10 protein-coding genes are annotated in these 12,861 nt (G+C 48.6%); 2 read left to right on the top strand and 8 right to left on the bottom strand.

Annotated features, from left to right (window positions below; genetic code table 11):
- Positions 1 to 43 precede the first annotated feature (43 nt).
- The 3 genes from AC51G0_RS04985 to znuA all read right to left on the bottom strand — a co-directional run bounded on the left by AC51G0_RS04985 (position 44) and on the right by znuA (position 4,352).
- The gene (locus AC51G0_RS04985; RefSeq protein ID WP_496300956.1) at positions 44 to 1,948 is read right to left on the bottom strand and encodes a hybrid sensor histidine kinase/response regulator transcription factor; all 1,905 of its coding nucleotides are present in this window, start codon (positions 1,946 to 1,948) and stop codon (positions 44 to 46) included.
- 152 nt (positions 1,949 to 2,100) lie between these two features.
- Positions 2,101 to 3,456 carry a murein DD-endopeptidase MepM gene (gene mepM, locus AC51G0_RS04980; protein WP_496300955.1) on the bottom strand — a complete coding sequence of 452 codons (1,356 nt, stop codon included), beginning with the start codon at positions 3,454 to 3,456 and terminating at the stop codon, positions 2,101 to 2,103.
- 2 nt (positions 3,457 to 3,458) lie between these two features.
- Positions 3,459 to 4,352: a zinc ABC transporter substrate-binding protein ZnuA gene (znuA, locus tag AC51G0_RS04975; RefSeq protein ID WP_496300953.1), complete on the bottom strand. Its 894-nt coding sequence runs from the start codon at positions 4,350 to 4,352 to the stop codon at positions 3,459 to 3,461.
- Between the two features lie 92 nt (positions 4,353 to 4,444).
- Between znuA and znuC the strand changes: the two genes are divergently transcribed.
- Together znuC and znuB are read left to right on the top strand one after the other, a co-directional pair.
- Positions 4,445 to 5,221, top strand: coding sequence for a zinc ABC transporter ATP-binding protein ZnuC (gene znuC / locus AC51G0_RS04970; RefSeq protein ID WP_496300951.1), 777 nt, complete (start codon positions 4,445 to 4,447; stop codon positions 5,219 to 5,221).
- Positions 5,214 to 5,999: a zinc ABC transporter permease subunit ZnuB gene (znuB, locus tag AC51G0_RS04965; RefSeq protein ID WP_496300950.1), complete on the top strand. Its 786-nt coding sequence runs from the start codon at positions 5,214 to 5,216 to the stop codon at positions 5,997 to 5,999. The genes znuC and znuB overlap by 8 nt, the downstream gene beginning before the upstream one ends.
- Before the next feature lie 58 nt (positions 6,000 to 6,057).
- On the opposite strand, the gene AC51G0_RS04960 is transcribed toward znuB, so the two are convergent.
- The 5 genes from AC51G0_RS04960 to sucA form a co-directional block, all read right to left on the bottom strand.
- Positions 6,058 to 6,369, bottom strand: coding sequence for a VF_A0006 family four-cysteine protein (locus tag AC51G0_RS04960; RefSeq protein ID WP_496300949.1), 312 nt, complete (start codon positions 6,367 to 6,369; stop codon positions 6,058 to 6,060).
- A 170-nt stretch (positions 6,370 to 6,539) separates the two neighbouring features.
- Positions 6,540 to 7,412 (bottom strand): succinate--CoA ligase subunit alpha, encoded by an 873-nt coding sequence (sucD, locus tag AC51G0_RS04955; RefSeq protein ID WP_496300948.1) that lies wholly within the window; start codon positions 7,410 to 7,412, stop codon positions 6,540 to 6,542.
- The gene (sucC, locus tag AC51G0_RS04950; RefSeq protein WP_075768302.1) at positions 7,412 to 8,578 is read right to left on the bottom strand and encodes an ADP-forming succinate--CoA ligase subunit beta; all 1,167 of its coding nucleotides are present in this window, start codon (positions 8,576 to 8,578) and stop codon (positions 7,412 to 7,414) included. The genes sucD and sucC overlap by 1 nt, the downstream gene beginning before the upstream one ends.
- A gap of 151 nt (positions 8,579 to 8,729) precedes the next feature.
- Positions 8,730 to 9,950, bottom strand: a complete 1,221-nt coding sequence (gene odhB / locus AC51G0_RS04945; protein WP_496300947.1) for a 2-oxoglutarate dehydrogenase complex dihydrolipoyllysine-residue succinyltransferase — start codon at positions 9,948 to 9,950, stop codon at positions 8,730 to 8,732.
- Between the two features lie 31 nt (positions 9,951 to 9,981).
- Complete coding sequence (gene sucA, locus AC51G0_RS04940) at positions 9,982 to 12,792, bottom strand: 2-oxoglutarate dehydrogenase E1 component (protein ID WP_496300946.1); 2,811 nt, start codon at positions 12,790 to 12,792, stop codon at positions 9,982 to 9,984.
- Between the last annotated feature and the right edge of the window lie 69 nt (positions 12,793 to 12,861).

The raw sequence follows: 12,861 nt of genomic DNA, 5'->3' as shown, positions 1-12,861 counted from the left end.
GGGGGGGGGCGGTAGGGAAAACAAAGGTTCGTTTAACCAATAGTTAGTGTACATATTGTTTCTGGTATTTTGCGGCATACTGAGAAGGGGTTATTCCAAAGCGGCTCTTAAAATGAGCACTGAAATAAGAAGGTTCATTAAAGCCACAGGCGAGGGCTACATCAGAAATGCGATCCCCTTGTTTCAGCATCAATTTAGCCTGCTCAAAGCGAAACTGACTAACATAGTCTTTAAACGACATACCAAACTCTTGTTTAAATTTATGCTGTAAAGTGCGTTCTGACATATACAGGGCTTTCGCTGCGACGACCGTATCAAAATTCGCATGATGGAAGTGCTCTTCGACCAAAACCATCACACGCTTTCGCCAGGGCATATTTCCCGCCGCTGGCTGTGAAACCTTGCCACAATCAATCGCATGTTCTGAAAAAGGTGACTTCTCACGATTTAACAGGAATTGGATATGGCTAAGGGTCAAATCAGGATCCAGAGGTTTGCTGAGCAATGAATCAACCGCAATATCAACACAATCTTGACAACTCTTGGCGTCTGCCATCAGGACAATAGCAGGTTGACACTCTACCGGTACTTCTTGCAACCGTCCACGTACCTGCCAGCCATCCAAGCCGGGTAGGTCCATGTCACACAGCACGATATCAGGTTTTATTTCTTTCGCTAAGATCACGGCCTCATAACCGTCATATGCTACGGTCAGGCGATAGTCGGCAAGTAAGGCGGTCAAGCACGACACCAGCTCATCATCTGTCGATGCCACTAATAGCTGCGGTATATCATCTTGCCGCTCAACACTCTCTTCATCTGCGGCCGCTTTGGTGCCACCTTCACGGTACAGCGGCAGGGTAAGAATAAACTCACTCCCGACACCTTGGTAGCTGATAACTGAAATATCGCCCGCATATAAGTCAACCAGCTGCTTGACGGTACTCAAACCAAGGCCAAACCCCGCTTCTAGGGTAAAGTCGGCGTCTTCTTTGAAGTAACTATCAAAGATGTTCTTCCTGACATCTATTGACATACCTTTGCCTGTATCACTCACCGATACTACTAGCTGGTGGTTGATGCATTTGAACGACACACTAATACAACCCTGGCTAGGAGTATATTTCAAGGCATTAGATAACAAGTTTCCTATCATGATCTCAAGGTGGTATGGGGCCATCTTCACGCTCCCCCTACTTGCTTCATCTTCAAAACAAAGCACAACCTCTTTCTGATCAGCCTCTATCTGCCAACTCATACAACAAGCCTGAATAATCGGACTCACCAGCTGCTCACAGGGCTTACCCGGATCAACAAAGGCCAATGCATCGCGTATCAACAACTGCTCAGCTAAGTGTAAAGACCGATCAACATTCTTGGTTACAATTTGGAGCAGCTCGGTGCTCTCTCCTTGACTCGTTGCCAGCATTTTTTGCACCGGCCCAAGAATAAGCATCAAGGGTGTCCGTAATTCATGGGAAAGTTGCGCCATATAGTTTTGCCGGATGTGCAATATCCGCTGCATATGGGTATTACTGGCATACAGCTGCATTTTCTGTAACTCAATTTTGGCTGTTTTGCGGAATATCGACTGCTTAAGGCGTAAATTTTTATCATTAGAAACACGAGCCCGCCAGGCAATGAACAGTGAAAGCATAACGAGAAACAAAATAGCAAGCAGCGTTACCAGCCGGTACGATAAATACAACCCATTTGACGTACCAAACCATAGCTGGTTGCTGTCTTTATATACCGCAGTTACCTTCTGATCCAGGTACAAATGATGCCCCATTAGTTGGCTATCCTTGGTGTAATCAATCGTTTTGGCCGCCGTCACAACGATCCCATCGTCCTGGGGAGGAAACGGATAAAAAACATGGCTAGCAGCCACAACACCGCCGTTGAACAGCACCAATAAGTGAAAAGACAATAATAGGGCTTTAATCATAGTGAACAGAGAAAACTAAAAAACACCACACAATAGTACAACTTTCCATACATGCAGCCGTCATTATGCAATATGGAAAAATTGAATATAAGTAATATTTTATAAAATTCATTTTAGGCTATAAAAAAAGCGCACCTTAGTGCGCTTTCCCATCATCCTGGCATAACTGCCAGTAATTTCTGCCTCTCATCACTAGCAAGCTGGGTAAACAGACCACGCTGTTTCGAAGAAATGGGGTCGGCCTGTGGCAAGGGAACTTTCATCGCGTTAACAGCACGGTTCTTCTTGATCAGCTCGTAATGAAGGTGTGGTCCCGTCGAGCGACCTGTATTGCCACTTAATGCAATACGCTGCCCCATCGAAACCTTATCTCCCACCTTCACTAGCAACTTGTGCAAATGCAGATAACGGGTCATATACTCCCGGCCATGCTTAATCACCACATAATTGCCAGCAAGCGGATGTTTCCTCGCTTTAACCACTACACCATCCCCAGCGGCAATCACCGACGTACCTATTGGTGTCGCAAAGTCAGTACCGTTATGTGGCGAAATCCGTCCAGTAACTGGGTGTTTGCGCCTTGGATTAAATGACGAACTGATCCGGTAACGCTTAGCCAATGGTATCCGGCGCAACGCTCGGTTCAAGCTTTTACCGTTCTCATCATAAAACTGACCATCATCGTGACGCATGACGAACACTTCGCGGTTACCGCTGAGATAATACAGGGCTTTCACGTCACCGCGATTAACCGCTTTACCGTCAATAAACTCTCGCTCAACCGATACCGCAAAACGGTCCCCCTTTCTTGCCTCACGGCCAAAGTCAAAGCGCCACTGCAGTGCCTGGACCAAGGTTTGGATCTGGTTTGGCGAAAGCCCCGCCGAGCGCGCTGATTGATAAAAACTGCCTGAGATCCGCCCGGTCAGCATTACCGGTTTGATTTCGCCGTTCTCTTCCAGCTGTTTGAACTCGTAACCTTGCCCAGTCAGCGTATAGATGTCGGTCGTTTTAGCACTGCGCTTAATACTGAACTCTTTTACTCGGCCTTCTTCAGATACCGACCACTCGATCATCTGGCCAACACCGAGCTTTTGAACCGTTTTGTTCACCTTTATTAAGCGGTACATATCAGCTATCGGTAGTGCATATTGCGAAAAAATCGCCCCCAATGTCTCACCAGACGCCACCTTGTGGGTATGGGCAACATCAATCACTTCTTCCAGCTGTTGTTCTAGCTCATCTTTCGGCACCGAGAATTCAGGATCCTGAGGATCGAGAACCGCTCCTAGCGGCTCACTATGTTGCTCGGATAGGACATCTAGTTCTGCAATTGGGAGCTCAATATCAATCCGCTGATCGGATTGATACGTAACAGCCTGCTGAAGCTTTGATGATGGCTGCCACACAAGGGCCGCCGCGACAAGCAATGAGGCTGAGGCAAGAGCTATCCGATGCTGACGAGGTAATTGTTTAATTGTTAAGGCCGTAGCCTTGAGTATTTTCATTATTATTTAAGACACTTGGTAAAACTTTGCCCCAATTCTTGCAAAAATCGGACGTAACCACCCTTTTCCTCGGCAATCTCCGTTGCCATCGGATCAAGGGTTCCAATATTGACCTCAGTGCCACTAACTACACTTTTTACTACCGCCGGAGAGAACTGAGGCTCGCTGAATACACATTGTGCCTGTTTATCTTGTAATGAGCGACGGATAGATACCAGTGTTTTCGCCCCGGGACGGCGATCAGGATCGACAGTAAAATGCCCGAGGTTATTTAGCCCGAACTGCTCTTCAAAATAGCCATAGCCATCATGAAAAACATAGTAGCCGCGATCGGCTAGTGGTTTAAGTTCCGTGTTCAATTCATTGATGGCCTGTTCGACCTCATAAACGAACTGAGAAAGATTATCTTCATATCTATTTTTATGCAATGGATCAAACTTGATAAGCGCCTCAGAAATCACCTTCGCTGCTTGAATCGCTTGCTTCGGCCCTAGCCAAAAATGCGGATCGACACCATCATGGTTATGACTGTGATCATCGTGATCAATTTCAACGCCTTCGTCATAATGGCGAAGGTCAATTGTATGCTGCTCAGTCAGTGCCAAACTGTTGCCACTATCGGCCAGCATCTTAGTTAGAAACAATTCCAGTTCTGGGCCTACCCAAACAACCAAATCAGCATCACGCAGTTTTTTCACATCCGATGGACGCAATGCATAATCATGCGGAGAGGTCCCTGGTGGCAACAAGGTTTCACTGTCAGCAGCCCCATCAGTGAGCTCCTGTACGATCAAACTCAGGGGTTTTACCGTTGTCACTACCTTAAATTCACTGGCAGAAAGAAAAGGCGAGAACAATAGAGCAATAGAGCTGATGTATAGGAATAAACGGGGCATAGTGTTTTCCGAAATAATTATTGATTACAAACCAGAACTGAAATGTTATATTATAACATCTCACTTTGGCAAATATCTTGAAGCACTTTTTTATGGCAACCTTAGTTGAATTACAGACTGTTACCGTTACTTTTTCGGAACGGCACGTGCTTGATCAAGTTTCAATCAAACTTGAGCGAGGCCAGATCACGACATTGATTGGTCCCAATGGCGCGGGCAAGTCGACGCTGGTGAAAGTTATCACGGGCCTGCGCAAACCAACTACAGGAAAGGTTATCCGTCAGAAAGGACTCCGGATCGGTTATGTACCACAAAAATTGCAGCTAAACTCATCACTGCCACTCAGTGTTGACCGCTTCATGCGGCTGGCTGGCCGCTATACCAATGCCGACAGAGTCGAAGCGCTAAAACTGGTTAGCGGCGCTCACTTGCACCACAGCAATATGCATTCCCTCTCAGGGGGTGAAATGCAGCGTGTCCTGTTAGCACGGGCACTGCTCCAGCGCCCCGACCTATTGGTACTCGATGAGCCCGTACAAGGCGTGGATGTCAATGGCCAACTTGAACTATACAGCCTGATCCAATCGCTTCGCGATAAGCTTAACTGTGCCATTTTAATGGTTTCACACGACTTGCATCTGGTGATGGCAAAGACTGATAACGTGATCTGCCTGCATCACCATATATGCTGCTCAGGAGCACCGGAGGCTATCACCAGTCATCCGTCATATGTGGCGCTGTTTGGTAACCAACAAAGTGAGCAGCTGGCGCTATACCACCACCACCACAACCACGAACATGATCTTGCCGGCAGTCCGGTAGGCCCATGTCAGCACCATCACGAGCAACAAGAGAACCACAATGCTTGATTTTATTCTGCCTGCGCTTATTGCTGGCATCGGGATTGCCGCCTTGGCTGGGCCGCTGGGCTCCTTTGTCGTCTGGCGAAAAATGGCCTATTTTGGCGATACGCTTTCCCATGCCTCTTTGCTGGGGATTGCCCTTGGGTTTCTGTTCAATATCAACCTCAACCTCGCCCTGGTGATCTGTTGTCTGGCCCTTGCGGTGATCCTGGTTAGCCTTCAGAAACAAAAATATGTCGCCACAGATACACTGCTGGGTATTCTCGCCCATAGTGCCTTATCCCTTGGCTTGGTGGCTGTCAGCTTTCTCGACCACGTCCGTATCGACTTAATGGCCTATCTTTTTGGCGATCTGCTGGCAGTAACGACCACTGATCTGTTATGGATCTACGGCGGTGGCGTGATTGTGATGGGCCTTCTCATTACGTTATGGCGCCCGTTGCTGTCGATGACGATCAATGAAGAGTTGGCCCAGGTTGAAGGCGTCAATGTCGATCTGATGCGCCTATTGCTAATGCTTATGGTTGGCCTGGTTATCGCTGTGGCAATGAAGTTCGTTGGCGCCCTGATCATCACCTCACTGCTGATCATTCCAGCGGCAACGGCCCGCCGCTTTGCCCAAAGCCCGGAGTTTATGGCCGGATTAGCATCAGTGATAGGTTCTATTGCCGTGGTACTCGGTTTGGCCATGTCATGGCATTATGACACGCCGGCTGGCCCTTCTGTCGTGGTTGCCGCAGCCGCAATGTTTATGCTCAGCCAGTTCAAGCGCACCGAGGCCTAAGGTCTACCTCAAGCCCTTATCTTTTGCCAGCCGAAATCCCCCCGGCTGGCTATTTAATTCAACGAAAAAAACTGCGGTATTTGTCATTGCAGGTACGCCTGATCTGAATGGTAATCTCGGGTTTCTTGGCCTCCGGCATATAGTCCAGCAGGCACTGGAAGTAACCTTTGTCTTTCTCATTCAACATAAAATTGTCGATATACAGGCGGTGACAAGCATAACTCATCATATTGGCCGCCAATGTATCTTCCGTGCCGGACACATGCTCGAGAATACAGTCTTCATAACCCGCTTTATCTTCTTTCGCCAATAGCTGCAAGCTGGTTAAAAAGATGGCAACACTCAATGCCAACGTCATCTTTCGCTTCATCTTAGCTCGCCCATACACGTGCAATTGTTCGGCGGTGCATGGCTTAATACTAGTAGGTAATGATGCGAATGCTGTTTTCGCCGTTGATAGCGCCCAATCCCCATTGGGATTAATACCAAATGAAAAAACCCGCCAGATGGCGGGTTTTCATTATTTTTCACAACACTGGATTACCAGCCAGTGACTTCGCGCAGTGCCTTACCGATATCAGCTAGGCTCTTCACGGTTTTAACACCCGCAGACTCAAGTGCTTGGAACTTATCGTCAGCGGTACCTTTACCACCAGAGATAATTGCACCAGCGTGGCCCATACGCTTGCCCGGAGGCGCCGTAACACCAGCGATGTAAGAAACGACTGGCTTGGTTACGTTTGCTTTAATGTATGCAGCAGCTTCTTCTTCAGCAGTACCACCGATTTCACCAATCATTACGATGGCTTCTGTCGCAGGATCTTTTTCGAACATTTCCAAAACGTCGATAAAGTTAGCGCCAGGAATTGGGTCACCACCGATACCAACACAGGTTGACTGGCCGAAACCTTCATCTGTGGTCTGCTTAACCGCTTCATAAGTCAGCGTACCAGAACGTGATACGATGCCAACTTTACCCGCCTTGTGAATGTGGCCAGGCATGATACCGATCTTACACTCGTCAGGGGTAATAACACCCGGACAGTTAGGACCGATCATACGAACGCCAGCTTCGTCCAGACGAACCTTAACATCCAGCATATCAAGCGTTGGGATACCTTCAGTGATCGTTACAATCAGCTCGATACCTGCATCAATCGCTTCAAGGATCGCATCTTTACAGAATGGCGCCGGTACATAGATAACTGTAGCTGTCGCACCCGTGGCTTCAACGGCTTCACGTACTGTGTTGAATACCGGCAGACCAAGGTGAGTTGTGCCACCTTTACCAGGCGATACACCACCAACCATTTGTGTTCCGTATTCAATCGCTTGCTCAGAGTGGAAAGTCCCCTGGCCGCCCGTGAATCCCTGACAAATTACCTTGGTATCTTTATTGATTAGAACTGACATTATTTACCCTCCGCTGCAGCAACTACTTTTTCCGCTGCTTCAGTTAGGGAAGTCGCAGCAATAATATTCAGACCACTTTTAGCCAGTGTTTCTGCACCCAGTACAGCGTTGTTACCCTCAAGGCGTACAACAACCGGTACTTCGACACCCACTTCTTCAACGGCACCGATAATACCTTCAGCAATCAGATCACAACGAACGATGCCACCGAAGATATTGACCAGCACGGCTTTCACGTTGCTGTCAGACAGGATGATTTTGAATGCTTCGGTAACACGCTCTTTCGTCGCGCCGCCACCTACATCAAGGAAGTTTGCTGGCTGGCCGCCGTGCAGGTTAACGATATCCATCGTACCCATTGCAAGGCCTGCACCGTTAACCATACAGCCAATGCTGCCGTCTAGAGCTACGTAGTTTAGCTCCCACTGCGCCGCATGGGCTTCACGCTCATCTTCCTGAGAAGGATCGTGCATCTCACGCAGTTTTGGCTGGCGGTACATGGCGTTTGAATCAATGTTGATCTTGCCATCTAGGCAAAGTAGGTTGTCATCACCCGTGATAACCAGCGGGTTGATCTCAAGCAGTGCCAAGTCGTAGTCAGCAAACATGTTGCCTAGACCTAGGAAAATTTTAGTGAACTGCTTGATTTGGTCGCCTTTAAGACCAAGTTTGAATGCCAGCTCACGGCCTTGGTATGGCTGAGGGCCTACCAACGGATCAATCGCGGCTTTGTGGATCAGCTCCGGCGTTTCTTCCGCAACTTTCTCAATTTCCACACCACCTTCAGTCGATGCCATGAAAACGATTCGGCGAGTACCACGGTCAACAACAGCACCTAGGTATAGTTCATTGGCGATGTTTGACGCTTCTTCAACCAGGATTTTGGTTACTGGCTGGCCATTGGCATCTGTCTGGTAAGTAACCAGGTTTTTACCTAGCCACTTCTGTGCAAATTCTTTGATGCCTTCTTTGGTATCATGCAGTTCAACACCGCCCGCTTTACCGCGGCCACCAGCGTGGACCTGGCATTTTACAACCCACTTGTCGCCACTGATCTTACCCGCAGCTTCAGCTGCCTCTTGTGGTGTATCGCAAGCATAACCTTCTGGAACTGGCAGACCGTACTCAGCAAATAGCTGTTTTGCCTGGTATTCATGCAGATTCATGATGTTCTATCCGTTTTCATATCCCTTTGGACTGTTATATCCATTTGAGACTGTTATATCCATTTGAAATACTCTTGGGTATTCCTTCGTCAGTGATACCAAAAGCCAGAATTAAGCCGGACGTCGAGCCTGCCCGGCCTAGCTTAAGGTATTAAACGTCTAGTAGCAGACGTGTCGGGTCTTCTAGCAGTTCTTTAATCGTTACCAGATAACCAACAGACTCACGACCATCAACAAGACGGTGGTCATAAGAAAGTGCCAGGTACATCATTGGTAAGATTTCAACCTTGCCGTCAACAGCCATTGGGCGGTCAGCAATTTTATGCATGCCCAAGATAGCTGATTGCGGTGGGTTAATAATTGGTGTCGACATCAGTGAGCCGAAGACACCGCCGTTTGTGATAGTGAAATTACCGCCAATTAGCTCATCAACGGTTAGCTTGCCGTCACGACCTTTGATAGCGAGTTCACGGATACCCTTCTCGATTTCAGCCAAGCTAAGCTGATCGCAATCACGCAGAACCGGTGTTACCAAACCACGTGGTGTTGATACCGCAATGCTCACATCGAAGAAGTTGTGGTAGACAATGTCATCACCGTCAATCGATGCATTCACTTCAGGGTAGCGTTTCAACGCTTCAACCACAGCCTTGACGTAGAAAGACATGAAGCCGAGGCGAATACCGTGGCGCTCTTCAAAGATGTCTTTGTACTGCTTGCGAAGATCCATGATTGGCTTCATGTTAACTTCGTTGAACGTTGTCAGCATTGCTGTGCTGTTTTTCGCTTCAAGCAGACGCTCCGCCACACGCTTACGCAAACGTGTCATCGGCACGCGTTTTTCACTGCGGTGCGCAAGTGGTGCTTCAACCTTCGCTTCGACAGCCGGTGCCGGAGCAGCAGGTGCCGGTGTCTTGCCTTCTTTAACGAACGCTTCAACATCTTCGCGAGTGATACGGCCACCAACACCGGTACCTTTAACATCTGCAGCATTGATGCTGTGTTCACCAAGCAGGCGGCGTACAGCAGGACTCAATGCTTCGTTAGTCTCTTCACTCAAAGAGGCTGTATTGCGTTTATTGGGTGAAGCTTCAGCTTCAGCCGGTACATCAGCGGTAGGCTCACCAGCCACAGCGCCAGCTTTAATCTTACCAATCAATTGTTTAGTTAAAACAGTGGTACCTTCTGTTTCTAGAATTGCTTCTAGAACGCCATCTTCAGGTGCAGGCACTTCCAGCACCACTTTGTCTGTTTCGATATCAACCAGAACTTCATCACGTGTAACGGCATCACCTGGCTGCTTGTGCCAAGTTGCCACTGTCGCATCTGCAACTGATTCAGGTAAATCGGGAACCAGAATTTCGATCGTCATATCGGCTTTGTCCTTTTTGTTCCAGTTCTTATTAATCTAGTGTCAACGCTGATTCGATTAGCGCTTTTTGTTGTTTCAAGTGAACCGACATGTAACCTACAGCCGGTGAAGCAGATGCTGGACGACCTGCATAATTCAGGCTTGCACCTTGAGGCAGTGCAGAGCGGAAGTTATGCTGGCTCGAATACCAAGCGCCTTGGTTTTGCGGCTCTTCCTGACACCAAATAAAGTCTTTTACGTGCTGGTAATCAGCCAGAGCGGCTTCAACATCTTCTTTAGGGAATGGGTATAGCTGTTCGATACGAACAATAGCCACATCGGTCTGCTCGTTCTTACGACGTTGCTCTAGAATATCGTAGTAAACCTTACCGGAGCAGAACACCACGCGCTTAACTTGCTTCGGATCCAGATCATCGATTTCTGGAATAGCTGGCTGGAAATTACCGCTAGCCAAGTCATCCATCGTCGAGACACACAGAGGGTGGCGCAATAGAGACTTCGGCGACATCACAATCAGCGGACGGCGCATCGGACGAAGCACCTGACGGCGGATCATATGGTAAACCTGTGCCGGCGTAGATGGAATGATGACCTGCATATTCTGTTCAGCACAAAGCTGCAGGTAGCGTTCCAAGCGCGCAGATGAGTGCTCAGGACCCTGCCCTTCATAACCGTGTGGTAGCAGCATTGTCAGGCCACACATACGGCCCCACTTCTGCTCACCAGAACTGATGAACTGGTCAATCACCACCTGGGCACCGTTGGCAAAATCACCAAACTGGGCTTCCCAGATGGTCAAACCGCCTGGTTCAGCCGTTGCATAACCGTATTCAAATGCCAGTACAGCCGCTTCTGACAGCACTGAGTCAAACACCTGGAATGTACCCTGCTTGTCGTGGATATTGGCAAGCGGAATATAGGTGCTGGCATCACTTTGATTGTGCAGTACTGCATGACGGTGGAAGAATGTACCTCGGCCAGAATCCTGCCCGGTAATACGGATACGGTTACCGTCATCAACCAAGGTGGCGTATGCAAGTGTCTCAGCCATTCCCCAGTCAACAGCCTTTTCGCCAGCAATCATTGCCTGGCGGTCGTTGTACAGTTTCTGTACCCGGCTTTGCAGCTTATGGCTTTCTGGGAACTGACAAACGCGCTGGGCCAAGTCATTCAGGCGTGAGGTCTCAATCGTGTTAGGCCATTCAACTGTCCAGTCGTGGCCCAGATACGGAGCCCAGTCCACAGAATGGAGCTTCATCGGGCGCCACTCTTTGACCACACACTCACCACGATCCAGCGCATCACGATATTCATTGATCAAAGACGTCGCCGTCTCCAAATCGACAGTGTCGTTATCAGTCAGCGCATCGGCATAGATCTTACGTGGCGTCGGGTGTTTTTTGATTTTCTGGTACATCAACGGCTGAGTTGCATTCGGCTCATCAGCTTCGTTGTGACCATGGCGGCGGTAACACACCAAATCAATAACAACATCACGTTTAAAGGTATTTCTGAAATCCAGGGCAATGCGGGTAACAAATGCAACTGCTTCTGGATCATCAGCGTTGACATGGAAAATAGGCGCCTGGACCATCTTCGCTATATCGGTACAGTACTGCGTCGAGCGGGTATCATTGGGGTTTGACGTTGTGAAACCAATCTGGTTGTTCACAACAATACGAACCGTACCACCGACCCGGTAACCACGTGACTGAGACATATTGAATGTTTCAGCAACCACGCCCTGCCCTGCAATCGCTGAGTCTCCGTGAACGGTAATTGGCAGTACTTGTGAGCCGTCTTTGTCGCCTAGGCGATCCTGACGGGCACGTACAGAGCCCACAACCACAGGGTTAACAATTTCAAGGTGTGATGGGTTGAATGCCAAAACTAAATGTACATCACCACCTGGCGTTGCGAAGTCAGCTGAGAAGCCCTGGTGATATTTCACATCACCGGTACCCCAGGATTCACCATGCTTACCCGCAAACTCGTCAAACAAGTCCTGCGGCTTTTTACCCAACACATTAACCAGCATATTCAAACGACCACGGTGTGCCATACCAACGACAACTTCGCGGACGCCGCTTGTACCGGCATAACGGATCAGCTCTTTAACCATGGGGATCAGCGCATCACCACCTTCAAGTGAGAAACGCTTGGCGCCTGGGAATTTAGCACCTAAATAACGTTCCAACCCTTCAGCAGCCGTTAGCTCATCAAGGAAGGTTAGTTTTTCATCGGTTGAGAATGCACCTTGGCCAACCACTGATTCCAGGCGCTGCTGAAGCCAGCGTTTTTCGTCAGTGTTGGTAATATGCATGTACTCTGCACCAATCGAACCACAATAGGTTTTTTTCAGCGCATCGTAAATCTCTGAAAGCTTCATCGTTTCTTTGCCAACGGCAAAAGAACCGACATTGAAGGTTTCGTTAAAATCATCTGCTGTCAGGTTATGGAATTCAGGTTCAAGATCAGGCACTCGTTCCTGCTGCCATAGCCCTAACGGGTCTAAGTTTGCATGCTGATGGCCACGGAAACGGTATGCATTGATAAGCTGCAATACCTTAACCTGTTTAGCATCAACATCTGGGTCGCTGACGGTAGCACTTAGATGGGTTGTCTCTTTAGCCAGACGCCGGAAATAATCACGAACACGCGAGTGTGGCTGCTCAACAGCGGCTTCACTCACAACAGGCAAGTCACTAAATACGTGACGCCATTTTTCGTCAACTAAATCTGGGTCGCTAAGATACAACTCGTAGAGGTCTTCTACATAAGTTGCATTGGCGCCAGCCAGGTGTGAAGACTCAAGCCATGCCTTCATAACGCCGTTCTGCATTGTTTTCCCTTAACCACTAGTTATCGCCATTTTGCGCCGGTCTCAAGGCCGGGCTTTAAGGCTGGCTTC

The sequence above is a fragment of the Photobacterium sp. HL06 genome (assembly GCF_059552575.1).
The sequence above is the reverse complement of the archived record's forward strand: the minus strand, read 5'-3'. Positions and strand labels throughout refer to the sequence as shown.